The sequence below is a fragment of the Streptomyces sp. SCSIO 30461 genome (assembly GCF_037023745.1).
In the GTDB taxonomy this organism is placed as follows: Bacteria; Actinomycetota; Actinomycetes; order Streptomycetales; family Streptomycetaceae; genus Streptomyces.
Map to the genome: position 1 here is coordinate 2,173,209 of NZ_CP146101.1, position 19,727 is coordinate 2,192,935.

General features: G+C 70.0%; 17 protein-coding genes. 13 read left to right on the plus strand and 4 right to left on the minus strand.

Annotation, left to right across the window (positions count from 1 at the left end):
* Positions 1 to 172: 172 nt before the first annotated feature.
* Complete coding sequence (locus tag V1460_RS09780) at positions 173 to 730, plus strand: group II intron maturase-specific domain-containing protein (protein ID WP_338673348.1); 558 nt, start codon at positions 173 to 175, stop codon at positions 728 to 730.
* Between the two features lie 151 nt (positions 731 to 881).
* Complete coding sequence (locus tag V1460_RS09785; RefSeq protein WP_338673349.1) at positions 882 to 1,643, plus strand: GNAT family N-acetyltransferase; 762 nt, start codon at positions 882 to 884, stop codon at positions 1,641 to 1,643.
* Between the two features lie 48 nt (positions 1,644 to 1,691).
* On the opposite strand, the gene V1460_RS09790 is transcribed toward V1460_RS09785, so the two are convergent.
* Both V1460_RS09790 and V1460_RS09795 read right to left on the minus strand, forming a co-directional pair.
* On the minus strand, positions 1,692 to 2,843 hold the full coding sequence (locus V1460_RS09790; RefSeq protein WP_407077602.1) for a winged helix DNA-binding domain-containing protein: 1,152 nt from the start codon (positions 2,841 to 2,843) through the stop codon (positions 1,692 to 1,694).
* 42 nt (positions 2,844 to 2,885) lie between these two features.
* On the minus strand, positions 2,886 to 3,416 hold the full coding sequence (locus V1460_RS09795; RefSeq protein ID WP_338673351.1) for a TerD family protein: 531 nt from the start codon (positions 3,414 to 3,416) through the stop codon (positions 2,886 to 2,888).
* Between the two features lie 134 nt (positions 3,417 to 3,550).
* On the opposite strand from V1460_RS09795, the gene V1460_RS09800 reads away from it, so the two are divergent.
* The 6 genes from V1460_RS09800 (at position 3,551) to V1460_RS09825 (ending at position 9,821) form a co-directional block, all read left to right on the plus strand.
* Positions 3,551 to 4,156, plus strand: a complete 606-nt coding sequence (locus tag V1460_RS09800; RefSeq protein ID WP_338673352.1) for a YdbC family protein — start codon at positions 3,551 to 3,553, stop codon at positions 4,154 to 4,156.
* Between the two features lie 79 nt (positions 4,157 to 4,235).
* Positions 4,236 to 4,919, plus strand: coding sequence for a histidine phosphatase family protein (locus V1460_RS09805; RefSeq protein WP_338673353.1), 684 nt, complete (start codon positions 4,236 to 4,238; stop codon positions 4,917 to 4,919).
* Positions 4,909 to 5,925 carry an ADP-ribosylglycohydrolase family protein gene (locus tag V1460_RS09810; RefSeq protein WP_338673354.1) on the plus strand — a complete coding sequence of 339 codons (1,017 nt, stop codon included), beginning with the start codon at positions 4,909 to 4,911 and terminating at the stop codon, positions 5,923 to 5,925. Before V1460_RS09805 ends, V1460_RS09810 begins: the two co-directional genes overlap by 11 nt.
* Positions 5,926 to 6,221: 296 nt before the next feature.
* A complete protein-coding gene (locus V1460_RS09815) occupies positions 6,222 to 7,949 on the plus strand; it encodes a DUF4173 domain-containing protein (protein ID WP_338677989.1) in 1,728 nt (575 codons plus the stop codon).
* A gap of 427 nt (positions 7,950 to 8,376) precedes the next feature.
* Positions 8,377 to 9,087, plus strand: coding sequence for a ribonuclease HII (locus V1460_RS09820; RefSeq protein WP_338673355.1), 711 nt, complete (start codon positions 8,377 to 8,379; stop codon positions 9,085 to 9,087).
* A 104-nt stretch (positions 9,088 to 9,191) separates the two neighbouring features.
* A complete protein-coding gene (locus V1460_RS09825; RefSeq protein ID WP_338673356.1) occupies positions 9,192 to 9,821 on the plus strand; it encodes a hypothetical protein in 630 nt (209 codons plus the stop codon).
* Between the two features lie 160 nt (positions 9,822 to 9,981).
* Here V1460_RS09825 and V1460_RS09830 read toward each other — a convergent pair whose 3' ends face one another.
* Positions 9,982 to 10,608, minus strand: a complete 627-nt coding sequence (locus V1460_RS09830) for a hypothetical protein (RefSeq protein WP_338673357.1) — start codon at positions 10,606 to 10,608, stop codon at positions 9,982 to 9,984.
* Positions 10,609 to 10,815: 207 nt separating this feature from the next.
* Positions 10,816 to 12,987, minus strand: coding sequence for a RecQ family ATP-dependent DNA helicase (locus V1460_RS09835; RefSeq protein WP_338673358.1), 2,172 nt, complete (start codon positions 12,985 to 12,987; stop codon positions 10,816 to 10,818).
* Positions 12,988 to 13,096: 109 nt separating this feature from the next.
* Between V1460_RS09835 and V1460_RS09840 the strand changes: the two genes are divergently transcribed.
* The 5 genes from V1460_RS09840 to V1460_RS09860 all read left to right on the plus strand — a co-directional run bounded on the left by V1460_RS09840 (position 13,097) and on the right by V1460_RS09860 (position 19,714).
* On the plus strand, positions 13,097 to 14,533 hold the full coding sequence (locus tag V1460_RS09840) for a DUF4192 family protein (RefSeq protein WP_338673359.1): 1,437 nt from the start codon (positions 13,097 to 13,099) through the stop codon (positions 14,531 to 14,533).
* Between the two features lie 67 nt (positions 14,534 to 14,600).
* Positions 14,601 to 15,362, plus strand: coding sequence for an NUDIX domain-containing protein (locus V1460_RS09845; RefSeq protein ID WP_338673360.1), 762 nt, complete (start codon positions 14,601 to 14,603; stop codon positions 15,360 to 15,362).
* 381 nt (positions 15,363 to 15,743) lie between these two features.
* Positions 15,744 to 16,700, plus strand: a complete 957-nt coding sequence (locus V1460_RS09850; RefSeq protein ID WP_338673361.1) for a FadR/GntR family transcriptional regulator — start codon at positions 15,744 to 15,746, stop codon at positions 16,698 to 16,700.
* 491 nt (positions 16,701 to 17,191) lie between these two features.
* Entirely contained in the window at positions 17,192 to 18,745 is a 1,554-nt protein-coding gene (locus tag V1460_RS09855; RefSeq protein WP_338673362.1) for an RNA polymerase sigma factor, read from the plus strand.
* 138 nt (positions 18,746 to 18,883) lie between these two features.
* The gene (locus V1460_RS09860) at positions 18,884 to 19,714 is read left to right on the plus strand and encodes a serine protease (RefSeq protein ID WP_338673363.1); all 831 of its coding nucleotides are present in this window, start codon (positions 18,884 to 18,886) and stop codon (positions 19,712 to 19,714) included.
* Positions 19,715 to 19,727 lie beyond the last annotated feature (13 nt).

A 19,727-nucleotide genomic window follows, 5' to 3' on the forward strand; every position in this document is an offset into this window, starting at 1 on the left:
GGTCGTGGGTCGCGGTGCACTGGCCCGAAGTGAGGGCTGAACTCGATGCGGGCATCTACCGGCCGGCGCCGGTCCGTCAGGTGATCATCCCGAAGCCTGGCGGCGGTGAGCGGATGCTGGGGGTGCCGACGATCTCCGGATCTTCGTGCGGAGCAGGCGAGCCGCTCAGAGAGTGCTCGACTCGGTCACGGTCGTGGTCGAGCGGCGGCTGAAACTGAAGGTCAACCGGGACAAGTCGAAGGTGGTCCCAGCTTCCGTCATGACGATGCCGGGCTTCGGCTTCTACTTCGCCCGGGGCGGGGAGGTCAGGATCCGGGTCGACCCGAAGGCGCTCGCGCGCTGGAAGGTACGGATCAAGGAACTGACATCTCGCCGGTGGAGTATCGCGATGGATGAACGCATCGCGAAGATCAACCGCTTCACCACTGGCTGGATGGGCTACTTCCAGCTCGCGGACACCCCCAAGGTGTTCCAGGGGCTGGACAAGTGGCTCCACCGCAGGATGCGGCAGATCCGCTGGAAGGAATGGAAACGGTACGCGACCAAACGTCGTAACCTGCGGGCGCTCGGGATCGGTGAGCGTGCTGCTCGGGAATGGGCGGCCAGTAGCAAGGGCTACTGGCGGATCGCGGGATCGGTTGTCCTCCAGCGGGCGCTGCCCAACTCTCACTGGGAGGGTCTTGGTCTGCGCATGCTCAAGCCGACCTGGCAACGGTTGAGATCAGCTTGATGAACCGCCGGATGCGTGGCCCGCATGTCCGGTGGTGTGAGAGGAGGGACGGGCGACCCGTCCCTCCTACTCGATTCCCTGGTCCCGGACAGGACCGCACCGGGGACCAATTCGGGTGCGGTGACGGTCCGTGGGTGCCTACGCTCGCTCCATGACCGGCCCAGAAGTCCGGCGGATCAACGCCTTCGTGTCCGCGTTCGCCCGCCGCCGCGCCGCACATGCCGTCGACGTGCCGGGTGGCTTCGCCGTATACGACGACGCCTTCGCCCACTCCCATGCGGACAACCAGGTCGTCATCGACTCGCACGTCGACCCGGAGGCGCTGCCGGCGATCGCGGAAGAGACACTGGGACATCTGCCGCACCGGATGATCTCCGTCCTCGGTGACGAAGCCGGAACGGCATGCGCGGGGCCGCTGATCCGCGCCGGATACGCGCACTCCACTGGTGTGGTCATGCTGCACACGGGGTCGGTGCCGCCGGGGGGAACCGCGGAGGAAGTGGACCTGGACACGCTACGCGCTCCCCTCACTCGGAGCTGGCGGGGCTTTCTCCCTGACGTCGCGGACGAGGTGGTACGCCAGCTCGTCGACCGGCGCGAGGCGCGTCGGCGCGGTGCGCATGCCGTGCACTTCATCGGTGCCCGTACCGAGGAGGGCGAGGTCGCCTCCTGGGCCGACCTCTACGTGGACCCGGCCACGGGCATCGCGCAGATCGAGGACCTGGTCACCTCGGAGGCGCATCTGCGGCGCGGTCATGCCGATGCCGTCCTGGGCTCGGCGCTGCGGCTGGCGGCCGACGCGGGCTGCGGCACCCGGTTCCTGCTCGCCGACGCGGTGGACTGGCCGCGGCACTGGTACGAGCGCCGCGGCTTCTCCGTCGTAGGCCGGACGCACTGGTTCGAACGCGTCTGAGCCGTGAGGCCACTGCGACGAACCGGCGGAACGCGGTCTGTCCGCCGGTCACAGCAGCCTGGTCTCGGCCTCGGGGAGTCCGGCCCACCAGTGGTGGTATCGGCCGTAGACCGCTGGATCGCGGTCCGCGAGCAGCGCGGTCAGGGAACGGGCCTCGGCGGAGAGCCGATCCCAGGTGGCGTCCGGCAGGGTGTGGAAGGCGGTGGCCTCTATACCGGTGTCCACCTGGCGCCAGACCCCGGCGACGTATCCATCGACCAGCAGGGTGGGCAGTACGTCGCCGTTTCGCCGGATCACCAGCGGGCGGTAGGCCGGGGGGATCACTCGGCTGCGGTCGGCGTACGCCAGCAGGACGCTGTCCCACATCGCCATGAGCCGGGCCGGTGCGGGTGTCTCGGCGGGTGGCCTGGAGGCACCGGGGAGGTCGAACAGCGTTGCGCCGTCCGGTCCCTGGAACTCTTCGACGGCATCGTCGAGAGTGCGCAGCGCCTCCCGGATGGCCGGCCGCTTCACCAGGGCGAACTGTGCGATGTCCGCCACCGACGCGGGCCCGAACCCCGACAGGTATCGCACGATGAGGCTCGGCAGGGAACCCCGTGCCGCCTCAGGATCCGTAGCAGGAGCCTCCGGACCGGCGGCGACGAAGGACGGCCGTGGGCCGAATGACCAAGGCCCACCCATGGGGACGTGATGCAGCGGAGCGTATCCCTTCAGCCCCCACCAGGTGCTGTCCGCGGCCCGCACGGCGTCCGGGACCCCTTCGCCTGCTGCCCGCTCGGCGAGCCATGTCCTCATGTCGGTCGCGGTACGCGGTCGGTGGGTGAAGGCGAGCAGTTCCGGGAGCAGCGCGTTGGCGTCCGCGGGGGTCAGCCCTCCGGCGGTGAAACGCGTGCCGAGCCTGGCCGCGTGCAGCGTGGGCTGCATCGCCGCGCGGAAGACCGGATAGTCATCGATGTGCACGGCATGGAGGGTGATGCGCATCAGGGTGGCCTTGACCACCGAGCGTGCGGTGAAGAGAGCGTCCAGGGCGGCCGGGTCAAAACCGCTGAGCCGGTTCCACAGCGCCACATAGGGCGAAGCCGGGTGCTGCGCCTGGAGTGCGACCACGTGCCGTACCCCGTCGAGTACGGTCAGCGGCGCACGTTCCAGGAGCAGTTGACGGCTCAGAGTCGACCGGTTGAGTTCCCGCGCGGAGATCATCACATCGTGTGATTCTGCCCCAGATGTGATGCCGCCGGGAGCTCAGGCGTGTGCGGCACCCATCAGATCGGAGAACTCGGCCGGACCGGCGACAAAGCCTCGGACGGCGGTGCGCAGCCGCCATGCGCCGCTGCCGTCGCGGGTGAACTCCGCGATCGTCGCGGCGGTGGCGCCGGGGACGCCGGACAGGTCGTCGGCGGCGAGTTCCACATGCCCGTCGAGGATCCGGACACCGGTGTTCGCGATGTCACCGAACACCCTCTCGCTGCCGTGCTGCTGGATGACGACGCCGATCACGACCCGCGTGTACTCGTCGGCGAGGCGATCGAGCTCCAGGGTCATGACCTCGTCCGGACCGAACCCCTGACCGGTCTTGCTGTCCCGGTTGAGGGTGATGGTGCCGTCGGGGGAGCGGCTGCCGAAGTGCACCAGATACGCAGGGGAGCCGTGTGGCGCGTCCGCCCGGTAGGTCGCCGCCACGAGATCCAGGTCGGTGGCCGCCGTGCCGAGGGCACTGGGATCCCACTTGAGCGTCACCTGGACCTTGCCGAGGCCCTTGCTGAGGCTGCTCATTCTGATTCCCCTTCTTCTTCCCGGACCGTCCCATACGTCAACATCCTTTGCACGAACCCATGTTGTCACGCTCACTGGGAGGAGGTCTCGTCGGAACGTGACCGGCGCCACGTCGGGCGCCGTACGATGGCGCGGTGCTGGTCAAGTGGATTCGCTGCACCGTGGTGGACCGTCGGGGGTTCGAGCGGGGGCAGCGAAAGTGGGCGGGGCTGCTGGGTGAGCCGGGATTCCGGGGACAAGGCGGAGGGTGGAGTCGTAGGCGGCCGGGTGTCGCCCATGTCTTCGCGTTCTGGGAGACGCGTGCGTTCTACGACTCGTTCATGGCGCGCTCGCATGACCGGCTTGCGGTGGCGCAGTCCGGGACGTTCAAGGACCCTCAGGCCAAGATCTTCGATTACCGCTTCGATGTGAAGACGGGCTTCGAGCCCCGCTTCACGGATGCCGATGTGGTGCGCGTCGCCCACTGCCGGGTGCACGAGCACCGGGTCGAGCACTTCTCGCTGATGCAGGAGAAGGTGTGGAACCCGGCGATGGCGGGGTCGCCGGGAATGGTGCGGGGCCTCTTCGGCGAGGCGCCGGGCAACGAGTTCCTGGTGCTGTCCATGTGGCAGTCGGCCGCCGAGCACGGCAAGTACCGCGTCGAGCGGGTGGAGCGCCTCTCGCTGCGAGCGCAGACAGAGGTGGACATCGCGGCGCTCACCGGCGACGTCGTGGAACTCGAGGCTTCCTGGACGGTCTGAGGCGATGGACCGCCGGGGCGCCGGGCGGGAACAGCAGGCGCGGCGGCGGTGCCGTACCCATCGATCTAGTGTTTGTCGTATGGCGCGACCGCGGTGCATCGTTCTCGTCCGGCACGGCGAGTCGGAGGGAAACGCCGACGACTCCGTGTACGAGCGTGAGCCCGACCATGCCCTGCGACTCACCGAGCGCGGATGGCGCCAGGCGGAGGAGACCGGTTCGCATCTGCGTGAGCTCTTCGGTAACGACCGGATCAGCGTCTATGTCTCGCCCTACCGCAGGACCCATCAGACCTACAAGGCGTTCCATCTCGACCCGAGGCTCGTACGGGTCAGAGAGGAGCCCAGGCTGCGTGAGCAGGACTGGGGAAACTGGCAGGATCGGGACGATGTGCGGCTGCAGAAGGCTTACCGCGACGCATACGGGCACTTCTTCTACCGCCTGCCGCAGGGGGAGTCGGGCGCCGATGTCTACGACCGGGTGGGAGCGTTCCTGGAGAGCCTCTACCGGAGCTTCGAAGCGCCGGATCATCCGCCCAACGTGTTGATCGTCACCCATGGGCTGACCATGCGGCTGTTCTGTATGCGGTGGTTCCACTGGACGGTCGCGGAATTCGAGTCGCTGTCCAACCCGGACAACGGCGAGACGCGGATGTTGCTGCTCGGGGACGACGGGCGGTACACACTGGACCGGCCCTTCGAGCGCTGGTGTGTTCCCGAGTCGTATGCGGACCACCCGATAGAGTGGCCGTGCGATGAGCGCTGACCTCCCCCCTGACAACCCCCTCGGTTCCGCCGAGGCGTCCGCATCCGTTGACTCCGGCGCCGCCAGGGCCGGTGATGCCGACGCTACCGTTGGTGACTCCGCCGTCACTCATGATCCCGATCGGCGTTTCGCCCGTGCCCTGGCCAGCCTGCGCGGGCTGGCCGTCGGAGATGCCCTGGGTTCCCAGTTCTTCGTTCCCTCGAACTATCCGCTACTGAAGCGGTGCGAACTGCCGGACGGGCAGTGGCAGTGGACCGACGACACCGAGATGGCCTGCTCCGTGCTGGCGGTGCTGGTCTCGCACCAGCGTGTCGACCAGGACGCGCTCGCGCGTTCGTTCGCCGAGCACCATGATTTCGACCGCGGCTACGGGCCCGCTGTGAACCGGATGCTCCGGCTGGTCCGTGAGGGCGGCGACTGGCGTGAACTCGCCTCGGCACTGTTCAACGGCCAGGGATCGTGGGGCAACGGCTCGGCGATGCGGATCGCCCCCCTCGGCGCGTGGTACGCCGATGACCCGGAGCAGGCCACACACCAGGCGGAGATCTCGTCCTACACGACGCACCAGCACCGTGAGGCCGTCGTGGGCAGCATGGCCGTCGCGGCGGCCGCCGCGCTGGTCGCCTCGCCTTCCGGGCCGCCCACCCCCGGCGACCTGCTCGATGGCGTGGTGGCCCTCGTGCCGCGCAGCGCGGTAGGTGCCGGGCTGCGCCGAGCGCGCGACATGCTCGACTACGGCGACGCTGCGACGGTCGCCGCCGTCCTGGGCAGCGGGCGCCGTACGAGCGCGCATGACACGGTGCCGTTTGCACTCTGGTCGGCTGCCCGTGCACTCGGCGACTACGAGCAGGCTTTCTGGACAACCGCCCAGGTGGGCGGGGATGTGGACACGACCTGCGCCATCGCGGGCGGCATCGTCGCCGCGGCCGGGTCCGGAGCCCCGCCCGCCCATTGGCTGGAGCGCACCGAGACCCTGCCGTCCTGGCTCCCCACGGGCCGGGCTTGACCGGTCCGGACGCGGCCGCGGCCGGGGAGCACAGAGGCACAGGGTGTGTCACGATCTTGCCACAGCGTGCGAGTGGCTGACCCACGCGTCTGACGTCGTGGCTGATCGGAGGGTTACCCTTCGGCCACACCCCGGCTGATCAGCTGATCATCAGAGTCGGGCGTCAGTGATGTACCGGGACCGTCGTACCACCCACGCGGTGGGAGAGGTGCCGGTCGGGAGGGGGACCCGTGTCCGACGTACCGTCCAGGCAGCCTGGAGCCGAACCGGCGCCGGATGACCGCAAGGGTGCCGGGATGCCGGTCGGGGACGGCGCAACCGCCGCCCCGAGCGGCTCCGGAGCCTCGGCACGAACGCCCGCCGCAGCCCCGGCCGGTCCCACCGGGCCGCCCGGCCCTCGGTCCGCGGCCGGTACGGGGCACGGCCCGGCAGCCGCCTGGCCTCCACCCGGGCGACCCTGGCCGCCTCCGGTGCGGCGTCCCGAGCCGCTGCTCGCGCGCATCCGACCGGCCGCGCCTGCTCCCATACGCGCGGCGACCCTGTGGTGCGTCCTCGCCGCCGCGCTGCTGAGCGCGCTGCTGCTGGGGGATGGGCTCGGGCCGAATCTGCTGATCGTGGCCGTACCGGCCGCGCTCGCCGCCTACTTCTCCGCGCGGGCCGCCGGTCGCAGGCCCCGCCCCTGGACCGTGGCCTGGATCGTCGGAGTGTCGGCCCTCCTTGCCGTTCCCGCGCTGTCGGACGCCGGTTGGCCCTCCTTCCTCGCGGTCGTGTCTGCGATCACGGCTGGTGCGATCGCTCTGCACGGTGGGCGCAGGTGGTCCGGCGTACTCCTCGCCCCGGCCGGTCTGTTCGACTCGCTGGCCACCGGAACGGCCTGGGGCTGGCGCGGGGTGCGCGAGCGGTACGGAGCGCGTGGCCGCTCCGGGCCAGTGGTCCGCACCATCGCCGTGGCGGTGGGCCTGGTCGTCGTGTTCGGGGCGCTGTTCGCCGGTGCGGACGCCGCTTTCGCGGATCTGCTCGGAGAGCTGATCCCCGATGTGTCCCTGGTCGACGGCCCCTGGCGGTTCTTCCTCTTCGTCGTGGGCCTGTTCACCGCCCTTGCGATGGCGCGTGCGGCGGCTGCCCCGCTCCGCTGGGACCGGGTGGCCGTGCGGGCCGGAAAGCCCCGAGGCCGTTTCGAGTGGGCGGTTCCGCTCATGGTGCTCAATCTGCTTTTCGCGGCCTTCATAGCGGTTCAGCTCGCCGTGCTCTTCGGCGGCTACGACAAGGTGCTGAGGGAGACCGGACTGACCTATGCCGAGTACGCGCGCCAGGGCTTCTGGCAACTGCTCTGGGCCACCCAGCTCGTGCTCATCGTCATCGGTCTGGCGCTGCGCTGGGCTCCACGGGGCGGCTCACGCGACCGCGCCCTGGTGCGCGGTGTGCTGGGGACGCTGTGCCTGCTCACGCTGGTGGTGGTGGCCTCGGCGCTGCGCAGGATGGATCTCTACGTCGACGCGTACGGGCTGACCCGGCTGAGGGTCTCCGTGGCCGCGATGGAGCTGTGGCTCGGGCTGGTGATCATCCTGATCATCGGAGCGGGACTCCTGGGTGGCCGCTGGCTGCCGCGGGCGATCGTGGGCAGCGCCGTGGCAGCGGTGCTCGCGTTCGGGCTCGTCTCGCCTGACGCGTTGATCGCCGAGCGCGGTGTGCAGCGTCACGAGGAGACCGGGAAGATCGACGTCGGCTATCTGGCGGGCCTGTCAGCGGACGCCGTACCGGCCCTGGACCGGTTGCCCGAACCCGTCCGGTCCTGCGCGCTCTCCGGAATCGCCAGCGACCTGGAGCGGACGGACAGCCCGTGGTACGCGATCAGCTGGAGCCAGGCCCGGGCCAGGGCGATCCTCAGCGAGCGCCCGGTCGAAGCCGGAACCTCCCATTGCCCGGGCAGCGTTCGCCGGCAGTCACCGGTGGGCGAACGCGACTCGCACGGCGACGAGTACGAGGATGAGTCCCAATACGACCCCGGCACCGGAATGGACTGACGGCGCTCACCCGGACCGCCCGCACCGCCTTCAATCGTTGCTCTCCTGCGCCGACTTCACGATCGGCGCGGCCCGGCCCGCGCGGACCTGTGGCCTGGGTCCGGCAACGTTCCCTGATCCTCGGTTCACGAGTGCGACGGGGAGGTCGCTGCCGAGTGTCTACGCGAGACGCTCGCCGACGGGGTCGCCGGGCTCGCCTTGCGACTCCCGCTCGATGTCATTCGGGAGTAAGGCAAGGGAATCGAGTCCGGGGTCGCTACGGCCACGCGTCATGGAAAGCTTCGTCAGCGAGGTGATCCCGGCGCATTCGAGAGGCCCCGCCAGCGTGCGCGAAAGCGAATCATGGGCTCGCTCCGGCCCTGGGTGATCCGTAGATCGACAGCCGGGGTGTCGCGACCAGTCGGAGCGGCGTACGCTGACTGGCGCCATGCCGTACGAACCACCCACTCACACCGTCGAGCGATCGCTCCGGGCCACCACCGGTGCCAAGATCATCGCGGGAGTCGACGAGGTCGGGCGCGGGGCCTGGGCAGGGCCGGTCACGGTTTGCGCCGCCATCACGGGACTCCGCAGGCCTCCCGCCGGTCTCACCGACTCCAAACTGATCAGTCCCAAGCGCCGTGCGGAGCTGGCTGGGCAACTGGAGCAGTGGGTCACCTCGCACGCCCTCGGGCACGCCGGTCCGCAGGAGATCGACGAGCTGGGTATGACCGCGGCGCTCCGGCTCGCCGCCGTGCGGGCGCTGGACGGGCTGCCGGTCCGTCCCGACGCGGTGATCCTCGATGGCAAGCACGACTACCTCGGGCTGCCCTGGCGCGTCCGCACGGTCATCAAGGGCGACCGGTCCTGTGTGGCGGTCGCCGCCGCCTCGGTGATCGCCAAGGTGCGCAGAGACGCGATGATGGCCGAACTCGGGATGGAGCCGGTGTGCGAAGGCTTCGGATTCGCCGACAACGCCGGCTACCCCTCTCCCGTGCACAAGGCGGCACTGGAGGAGCGCGGCCCCACCCGGTACCACCGGCTGTCCTGGGCGTTTCTCGACGGGCTGCCGCGGTGGCGTCATTTGAAGAAGGTCCGCGTCCCGGCAGGGGCGGCGGCTGTCCTGGAGAGTGAGGGCCAACTCGGCTTCGACTTCTGACCGGACCGGTCGGCGGCGCTGTGAGGCGTGGCCGACCCCATGGATCGCACTCATGTGCCCACCCGCCGCTGCCAGGCGCACCGGCGTTTGATAGATATCATCCCATGCCTCTCATCCCCGAGGAGCCTCAGATTCACGAGAGCGCCCAGGGTCCCCGCGTGACACCGGCCACCGGCCGTACCGCGTCGACCCCCCGTCCCGTACCCGGTCCGCGTAACGCGGCATCCCCCCGTCCCGGGCGTCCGGGCCCCGGCCCGGCAAGGCCCGCACCGTCGGTGCCGCGCGCGCACGGATCCCCGAGCCAGGCCGCCACGGCTGCTTCGCCCCAGGCAGAGAATCGTTCCGTGCCGCAGATCCAGCTGATCCCCGCTCCGGCGGCGGGTGCGCTCGACGCCGCGGACGAGGCGGTCGACCTGCTGCTCGACTCCGGTCGTGCGCCGGCGGACGTCCTCGTGCTCACCACGGGCGAGCAGCACCCCTGGGCGGAGCACGAGCTGTCCTTCGGTGAAGGCGCCTACTGGGCCCAGCACGATGCCCGGGACGACGTCTTCTATGCGGACGCCGCCTCCGCCGACCGTGCGACTGCCCGGCCGGTGGTCGTGGTCGCCGTCAACGGCGGCACCGACGAGGAAGCAGCCCGTGCCCTGCCCACCGCCTTGGACCGCGCGGGATCGCTACTGATCGTCTGCGGTGATCCGCAACGCGTCAACGCCGTTCTCGGCGCGGGCGTCTGAGTCCGCGCCGCCGGGAAGCGGTGGCGCGGGCATGTCCGGCCGGCCGTGCCAGTCACGGCCGGTCGCTACGACGTGTGCCGCGCCGAAGGCGAGAACAGCGGGAGTCCGGGAGCGGTTTCCCGAAGGCGCGGTCCGCGCCGGCGGTCGATGTTCCGTGAACTCAGCGGGCGGCCGTGCGGCGGAGTATCTCCGCCGCTCCGCTGGCGGCACGCAGGGGGAGTGCCCCCGGCTTGGTCGTGCCGCCGAACGCATCGGGCGGGGACTCGGAGCTGGGCCGGCGGCCGCCGCGTCCCTCCCCGAGCACCTGCCACCCGCCGCGCGTCAGTGTGATGTACGCGCCGCAGCGCAGCCCGTGTAGCGTGCAGGCGTCACGCAGACCCCACATCCAGGCTCCGTCCTCCTCCGTCCACCGCTCGTCGCCGTCACGGCAGTAGAGCAGCACGGCAGTGCGGGCCGGGGTACGCCGACGCAGATCGTGCGGTATCACCCGGCGCAGATGCGCCAGGAGCGCGTTGCGGAAGTCCCAGCCGTCGGCGGGTGCCGGACGCCGGGCGAACGAGGCGCTGGCGGTGAGTCTCTCCTCATGATCGAGCACGGCCACGATCGCCGTGGCCGGTGTGGGCAGGTGACGGGTGTGAAGGCCGCTGACAACCTCACGCGGGTTGCGCAGCAGGGGTATACCGGCTGCGGCCCATTCGGCGGGCTCCAGCATCCGGGCCAGACGGCTGGGTGAGTCGGCCGCACCGTTGATCGGAGCGGTTGGGGACGAGGCGAATCCGAAGGTCACGTTCCTCCCTTCGCATACGCGCGCACAGAGCGGGCAGGGTTCGGTGGGACGCGCCACGACACAACCCATCCGGACCACGAACGGGCCGCGCGGGGACGATCCCAATTCTTCCTGGCCTACGGGCGAGCGGCAACGAGCAATTGAGCCCGCTGACTGGAATAGACGGGTATGACGCTCATATCCTTCGCTTGCCCAGACCGGGCCCCCTCATGCGGATATGGCGAGTACCAGTGGAAACACTCCTGCGGCTCCCGCTCGGCGCAGCGACCGCGCGGCGACCGCGAGGGTCCAGCCGCTGTCCGAGAGATCGTCGACAAGCAGCACCGGCCCACCTGCCGATGCGAGCGCTGCGGCCAGTGGCTGAGGCACGGTCAGCGCGTCGTGCAGGCCCCTGACGCGCTGGGCGCTGTTGGTGCGTGAGACGGGCTTCTCCTCGGAACCGGCGGCGTATTCGACCGTGCCGAGCAGCGGCATCCGACCGACCTCCGCGACTCGGGCGCCGAGAGAACCGACCAGCACGGGTTTGCTGCGGGAGGCGACCGTGACCACGCCGACCGGACGAGGCGGAGCGTCCTGAGCGCCCGAGGACCAACCCCCCGGACCCTTGGCCCAGTCCGCGAGCACGGACACCACCGCGTTCAGCACATCGTCCGGCACCGGACCGTCCGGAGCCTGGGACGCGAGCATCGGCCGGAGCCGATTGCCCCAGCCGATGTCCGACAGGCGTCCCAGTGCCCGCCCGGCGAAGGCCTGTTCTCCGGCAGGGATGCGTCCCTTCAGGTCCACTCCCACAGCGGTCAGTCCCGTCGGCCACATCCGGCGTGGCTCCAGCGCCGCACCAGGGCGGCCCAACTCCCCACGCGCCGCCTGCAGTGCCGCGTCGGACACGCAGACGTCGAAACGGGCCCCGGCGCAGTTGTCACAGCGTCCGCACGGTGCCGCCTGCTCGTCGTCGAGCTGCCTGCGGAGGAACTCCATCCGGCAGCCCACCCCCGACACGTAGTCCCGCATCGCCTGTTGCTCGGCCTCCCGCTGCCGGGACACCCACGCGTACCGCTCGGCGTCGTACTCCCACGGCTGCCCCGTCGAAGTCCAGCCGCCCTTCACCCGATGCACCGCGCCGTCCACATCGAGGACCTTGAGCATGGTCTCCAGACGCGTGCGCCGCAGCTCGACCATGGGTTCGAGCGCGGGCAGCGACAGCGGCCGGCCCGCCTGCGCCAGCACATCCAGGGTCCGGCGCACGAGCTCTTCGGGCGGGAACGCCACGGACGCGAAGTACTGCCAGATCGCCTCGTCCTCCTTCCCCGGCAGGAGCAGCACCTCCGCGTGCTCCACACCTCGACCGGCCCGGCCCACCTGCTGGTAGTAGGCGATGGGAGAGGAGGGGGAACCGAGATGGACCACGAATCCCAGGTCGGGTTTGTCGAAGCCCATGCCCAGCGCCGAGGTGGCGACCAAGGCCTTCACCCGGTTGGCGAGCAGGTCGTCCTCGGCCTGCTGCCGGTCCGCGTTCTCCGTGCGCCCCGTGTAGGACGCCACGGCGTGTCCGCAGTGCCGCAGATAGGCCGTCACCTCCTCGGCCGCCGCGACCGTCAGCGTGTAGATGATCCCCGACCCCGGAAGCTCATCGATGTGGTCCGCCAGCCACGCCAGGCGGTGGGCGGCGTCGGGAAGCTGGAGCACACTCAGGCTGAGGCTCTCCCGGTCCAGCGGTCCGCGCAGCACAAGCGCGTCCGTGCCCACACCCGTGCCCAGTTGGTCGGCGACATCGGCGGTGACCCGGGCGTTGGCCGTCGCGGTGGTGGCGAGCACCGGAACACCCGGTGGCAGGTCTGCGAGCATGGTGCGCAGACGGCGGTAGTCGGGCCGGAAGTCATGGCCCCAGTCGGAGACGCAGTGCGCCTCGTCCACGACGAGCAGTCCGGTGCCGGCCGCGAGTCCGGGGAGGATCTGCTCCCGGAAGTCCACGGAATTGAGCCGCTCCGGACTGACCAGCAGCACGTCGACCGCCCCGGATGCGATCTCATCCTGGATCTCTTTCCATTCTTCCTGGTTTGACGAGTTGATGGTCCGGGCGGTGATGCCCGCGCGGACCGCGGCCTCCACCTGGTTGCGCATGAGCGCGAGCAGCGGCGAGATGATCACCGTCGGACCGGCGCCTCGCTCACGCAGCAGCGAAGTCGCGACGAAGTACACGGCGGACTTGCCCCAGCCGGTGCGCTGCACCACGAGTGCCCTGCGTTTGTCGGCGACGAGTGCCTCGATCGCCCGCCACTGGTCCTCGCGGAGCCTCGCGGCACCGGTGGCGTCCCCGACGAGACGGGCCAGGACGGAGTCCGCCGAGGCCCTGAGATCTGCGCGGTCTGCGTTGGTCATGTACCCATGCAACCCGATGGCACCGACATCGCGCGAACGAGGCGCCGACCTGTGGACAACGTTATCCACAAGGCTGGCGGCGAGGGCTTGATCACGGGACCGTCAAGGCATGCGAGAAACCAACGAACCGAACCGGCCCGCGTCCGACGACGCTCAGGGCCCTGCCGACGATCATCCCGTCACCCTGCGGGGGCCCGCCGAGCTTGTCGACGCCCTCCCGTATCTGATGGGTTTTCACCCGACGAACTCCGTGGTCATGGTGGCGCTGCACGGCAGCCCCGGACGCTTCGGGGGGAGGCTCAGAGTGGGGATCCCCGCCTCTCGGGACGAGTGGCCGCCGATGGCGGATCAGGTTGCCGAATGCCTGGTCGACGCGTGTCGGCAGCGCAAGGCGAAGCCGGACGGCATCATCGTCTTCCTCTGCCGGGACCCGTCGGCAGGGCAGACGGGCCGTGAGGTGATGGAGGAGCTCCGGCCGTTCGCGCAGCGGCTGCGGACCGCCTGCGGTTCGCACGACGTGCCGGTGTACGAGGCCCTGTGCCTCTCCGACGGCCGTTTCTGGTCCTACTGCTGCCCCGACGTCCGCTGCTGTCCGGTGGAGGGGACGGTCGTGTCGATGCCGGGCACGTCCGTGATGGCCGCGGCCGCCGCCTATGTGGGCATCCGGGTGAGAGGCTCGCTGAAGGACCTGGAGGCGCGGCTCGAACCGCTGCGGACATCCGTGGCGGCCGAGCAGGGACTGGCTCTGGACAGTGCCGCATCGGCGCTGCTGGCCGGAATCGCTCAGCAAGGATCCAGGGAGCGGGTCCGCGCGGAGACCCTGCGGCTGGCAAGGACACTGATGGAGCGGTTTGCGGCTCAGCCCTCCGCGCGGACCTCATGGATCGAAGCCGACGCACACGACGACAAGCTGATCACGCACGATGAGGCCGCTTCGGTGGTACTCGGGCTCCAGGACCGGGAGACCCGTGACAGGGCCGCCGGCTGGATGGAAGGGCCGGAGGCCGACCACGCCCTGCGTCTGTGGCGGGCGCTCTCCCGCCGCTGCGTCGGAGCGTACGGGGAGTATGGCGCGGTGCCGCTGGCCTTGGCGGGCTGGGTGGCGTGGTCGACCGGCGACGAACCCGCGGCGAGGGTCGCGCTCGGTCTCTCGCTGCGCGCGGATCCGGACTATCTCTTCGCCCGGCTGCTCCACCAGGCGTGCAACGACGGACTGGATCCGGAAGAGCTGCGCCGTTGTCTGCGCGAGCACGCGGATCCGGATGCGGACGACGCGGGGGAGGCGGGGCCCGCGCACACGGCCTCGGAGGCTGAGGCAGGTGAGCCGGGGCCCGCGCGATCGAGGACCTCGGTGCGGAAGACCGGGCGGAGGGGAGAAGGCCGCGGGAATCCCGCGACACCTGGTGCGGTCGAGGGGACTCGGCGGCGCTCCGCACCTGCCTCTCGGGAGGGGGCTGAGCGCCGTGACCGGAGAGGCGTTCCCGTCCGAGGCAGTCGGAGGGGCTCCGGTATCGAACCCGGTGGCGACCGAGAGCGGAGCTCTTGAGAAGGAGTGCGCGGATCCGGATCACGAAGGGAGTGTTTATCGTCAGGAAGACGACTATGATCGCGGCATGCCACCCTACGACCCGTCGGCTTTCCCGCCGTTTGCCGTCACCGTCGACCTGGTCGTGCTCACCGTACGCCGCCATGCCCTCTGCGCACTGGTGGTGCGCCGCGGAGAGTCGCCGTTCCAGGGGCGCTGGGCGCTGCCCGGAGGGTTCGTACGGGCCGATGAGGACCTCTCTGCCGCAGCCGCGCGGGAGCTCGTCGAGGAGACCGGGCTGTGTGTCCACGATCCCGGTTCGCCGGACGCGGGCAATGGCGCGCACCTCGAGCAACTGGCCACCTACGGAGACCCGAAGCGCGACCCCCGCATGAGGGTGGTGAGCGTGGCCCATCTCGCGCTGTCACCGGATCTCCCCGCGCCCCGGGCGGGCGGTGACGCGAACAGCGCGCGCTGGGCGCCCGTCGAGACGTTGCTGAACCCGGAGGACGGCGGACGCGGGGACGAGCCCTCCGCCCAGCTGGCCTTCGACCACGATCGGATCCTCGCGGACGGTGTCGAGCGGGCCAGGTCCAAGATCGAGTACTCCTCGCTGGCCACGGCGTTCTGCCCGCCCGAGTTCACGGTGGGTGAGCTGCGGCGCGTGTACGAGGCGGTGTGGGGAGTCGCGCTGGATCCACGGAACTTCCACCGCAAGGTGACGGGCACTCCGGGCTTCCTGGTCCCTGCCGGCGGGACCACGACCCGTCAGGGCGGGCGTCCCGCGCAGTTGTTCCGGGCAGGCGGGGCGACTCTGCTGAACCCGCCCATGCTGCGGCCCGAGGTTTGAATCGGCGCCTCGGGGAGTGCGCGCGCTCGGCGGGCTTCGTCGCGGCGTCCTGGGGCCGCCGTACGGGATCGTGGACCCCGTCTTGAGGGCGGCTCCGGTCCGAGCCGACGGATTGTGGCCCAGGAGGGGAAGAACTCCGGCGGTTCCTGCTTCGGTTGAGGCGCCCGAATCCCTCCGCCGCCTCTCCCTGGCATCCTTGTCGGAGCCGCATCGCCAGGGCATCGGTCTTCGGTAACTCCGCCTTGTCTCAATGAAGTTGTCGCGCTGCTGTGAGGGGACGGCGCGGTCTGGAGGTGCGGTGCGCCGTGCAACTACCCCATGTGTGACCGTTTATTCCTGATAAGTCGTCAATTGCGGCGAGGGCGGTGATCACCCTTTCGTGTGCTTTTCACCAAAGACCTCAAGGGCTGCTCGGGGCGCGCCGACAAAGGATGCGTGAGTACCCTTGCGCACACCATGATGACCGCCGCCCGCCCCGCCGAGTCCGGCCTCGTCGGCCCGGGCGAACTCGGCCGATACCCCTACCCGGACGCTCCGGGTGTCGACCGCCCCGACCGTGTCGGGCCCCCAGCAGCCTGGGACACTCCGGAAGCCGAACTGGGCCGCGCGGTCGGGCGCCGCGCGACGGGCAGCCGGGGTCGTGGGCTCCATGGCCAACTCGTCCAGCAGCTCGGCCAGATGATCGTCTCCGGGGATCTCGGTGCAGACCGCCCCCTCGTTCCCGAGGAGATCGGTCAGCGCTTCGAGGTCTCCAGGACCGTCGTCCGGGAGTCGCTCCGGGTCCTGGAGGCCAAGGGCCTCGTCAGCGCCCGCCCCAACGTCGGAACCCGTGTCCGTCCGGTGAGCGACTGGAACCTCCTGGATCCCGACATCATCGAGTGGCGCGCCTTCGGTCCGCAGCGTGACGATCAGCGCCGTGAGCTCACCGAGCTCCGCTGGACCATCGAACCGCTCGCCGCCCGTCTCGCCGCCGGTCACGGGAGGGAGGACGTGCAGCAGCGTCTCGCCGACATGGTCGAGATCATGAACCACGCGCTCACTCAGGGTGACGGCATCACCTTCACCCGAGCCGATGCCGAGTTCCACTCCCTGCTGATCCAGGTCGCCGGCAACCGCATGCTGGAGCACCTGTCCGGCATCGTCTCGTCGGCGCTCCAGGTGTCGGGTGGCCCCGCCGCCGGGTGTGACCGCCCCTCCGAGGCGTCGCTGGCCCATCACGCCCGGATCGTCGACGCGCTCGCCGCAGGCGATGCGAACGGCGCCGAGGCGGCCATGCGTCAACTCCTCACCGTCCACCCGGAGGTGGACCGGGTCGTGCCTGCCCCGCGCGAGCACTGACCGCCGATCCGGCTGGGGCGACGGACGCCCCATCGTGTGTCGCCGGGCCTTCGGGTCCGGCGACACGATCGTAGGCTTCGCGTCCGTGCGCCGTGACCGGCGTGGAACCGGCGCGATTCGCCGGAACGGCCGGAAGTGATCGCCCCGAGAGGGCGTCCGGGGTTTCCGGCACCGGCTGCGGGGAAGTGGGGGAAGGTGGCGGTAGCCGCGTGCGATACGGATGAGGCTATTGCCGGGCAACACCCCTTTTAGTCGTTTTGTCGCAAATGGGGTGTGACTCGGGCCACGCGTAATGGGCGTAACGCTCATCGAAACAGTGCGATGACCTAAGAGGTGACAGCCGAGGAGGGAATGCAGGCGCCGTTCATGGCGCTGTCGTCTCCCTGAGGCTCAGCCCGCGCCGCCGGTGCATCCCCAACCGGTGGTCGTCGGCTCCGGCCCGAACATGGGCGGGGCCGGAAGCCGTTTTCCATCGTTCCGAGAGGTTGTTCGTGTCGGCCAGCACATCCCGTACGCTCCCGCCGGAGATCGCCGAGTCCGAGTCTGTGATGGCGCTCATCGAGCGGGGAAAGGCTGATGGGCAGATCGCCGGCGATGACGTGCGTCGGGCCTTCGAGGCTGACCAGATTCCGCCAACCCAGTGGAAGAATGTTCTGCGCAGCCTCAACCAGATCCTCGAGGAAGAGGGTGTGACGCTGATGGTCAGTGCCGCGGAGTCGCCCAAGCGCACACGGAAGAGCGTCGCAGCCAAGAGCCCGGCGAAGCGCACCGCCACCAAGACGGTCGCGGCCAAGACGGCCACGGCGAAGACCGTCGCCGCCACCGCGGCTCCGGCGGCCACCGCCGATGCCTCGGCTGACGAGATCGCGTCGCCCGCGAAGAAGGCGGCGGCGAAGAAGACCGCCGCCAAGAAGACGGCGGCGAAGAAGACCGCCGCCAAGAAGACCACGGCCGCGGCCAAGAAGACCGCCGCCAAGAACGACCCCGACGAGCTGCTCGAGGGGGACGAGGCCCTCGAAGAGGCGCAGCCCGGCAAGGGTGGCGCCGATGAGCCCGAGGGCGCCGAGAACGCCGGCTTCGTCCTCTCCGACGAGGACGAGGACGACGCCCCTGCGCAGCAGGTCGCCGCGGCCGGTGCCACTGCGGACCCGGTCAAGGACTACCTCAAGCAGATCGGTAAGGTCCCGCTGCTCAACGCGGAGCAGGAGGTCGAGCTCGCCAAGCGCATCGAGGCCGGTCTGTTCGCCGAGGACAAGCTGGCGAACGCCGACAAGCTGGCCCCGAAACTCAAGCGCGAGCTGGAGATCATCGCCGAGGACGGGCGCCGCGCCAAGAACCACCTGCTGGAGGCCAACCTCCGGCTCGTCGTCTCGCTGGCCAAGCGCTATACCGGCCGAGGCATGCTCTTCCTGGACCTGATCCAGGAGGGCAACCTCGGTCTGATCCGCGCCGTCGAGAAGTTCGACTACACCAAGGGCTACAAGTTCTCCACGTACGCCACCTGGTGGATCCGGCAGGCGATCACCCGTGCCATGGCCGACCAGGCCCGCACCATCCGCATCCCGGTGCACATGGTCGAGGTCATCAACAAGCTTGCGCGTGTGCAGCGCCAGATGCTCCAGGACCTGGGTCGCGAGCCCACCCCGGAGGAGCTGGCCAAGGAACTCGACATGACCCCTGAGAAGGTCATCGAGGTACAGAAGTACGGTCGCGAGCCGATCTCCCTCCACACCCCGCTGGGCGAGGACGGCGACAGCGAGTTCGGTGACCTGATCGAGGACTCCGAGGCGGTCGTGCCGGCTGACGCCGTCAGCTTCACGCTTCTCCAGGAGCAGCTCCACTCGGTGCTCGACACCCTGTCGGAGCGCGAGGCGGGTGTGGTCTCCATGCGCTTCGGCCTCACCGACGGTCAGCCGAAGACGCTGGACGAGATCGGCAAGGTCTACGGCGTCACTCGGGAGCGCATCCGCCAGATCGAGTCCAAGACCATGTCGAAGCTGCGGCACCCCTCGCGTTCGCAGGTGCTGCGCGACTACCTCGACTAGTAGCCAGACATGCCCGAAGGGCCCGGCTTCCCCGAGACCACGGGGACCGGGCCCTTCGGGCATGGCGCAAAGAGTGCGGGCCCTCGCGGGGTGTCTGACTCTGGGTGGACGGAGAACACCGGAGAGTCAGGAGACGGTATGCGCCGCCCATTCGCCCGAGCACTGACAGCAGCCCTGGCCCTCGCGGCGGCAACGGTCCTGATGCCGCTCGGTCACCCCTCCACGGTGGCTGCCGACAGTGTGATCATCGGTGGCAAACCGGCGCGGTCCGTTGACAGCCCGTGGGTCGTCGCCCTGTCCAGCCGTAGCCTGTTCGGAGGTACGCGGGCCGGTCAGTTCTGTGGCGGCGCCCTCGTCGCGCCCACGAAGGTGCTCACGGCGGCCCACTGCCTCAGCCGGGATGTGCTGGGTGCTCCCGTCGAGCAGATCCGGGACCTCCGTGTCATCACGGGCCGGGAGAACCTCCTCGGGACGGGCGGGCAGGAGGTCGCCGTCCGGGAAGTGCGGATCGCCCCGGGCTACGACCCGAAGACCAACACCTATGACATGGCTGTGGTGACGTTGGCCAAGGCCCTGCCGGCGGCGCATGTGATCAGGCCGGCCAAGGCGGGCGACGCCGCGTACACGGTCGGTGGCTCCGCGTCGGTCTACGGCTGGGGCGACACGACCGGAGCGGGCAGTTACGCGATCGAGCTGCGGTCCGCGCCGGTTCGCGTCCTGGCGGACGAGGCATGCGCGAAGGCGTACCCCGGCGTCCCGATCGGGCGCTATGAGCCCGTGACGATGGTGTGCGCGGGGGACGCGAACGGCGGTCACGACGCGTGCCAGGGCGACAGCGGAGGGCCTCTTGTGGCGAACGGCCTTCTCATCGGGCTGGTGTCGTGGGGAAGCGGCTGCGGCAGGGCGGACAGCCCCGGTGTCTACACCCGGGTATCCGCGGTCATGCCGTCAGTGGCCGATCGGCTGTGACGGCTCGCGCGGC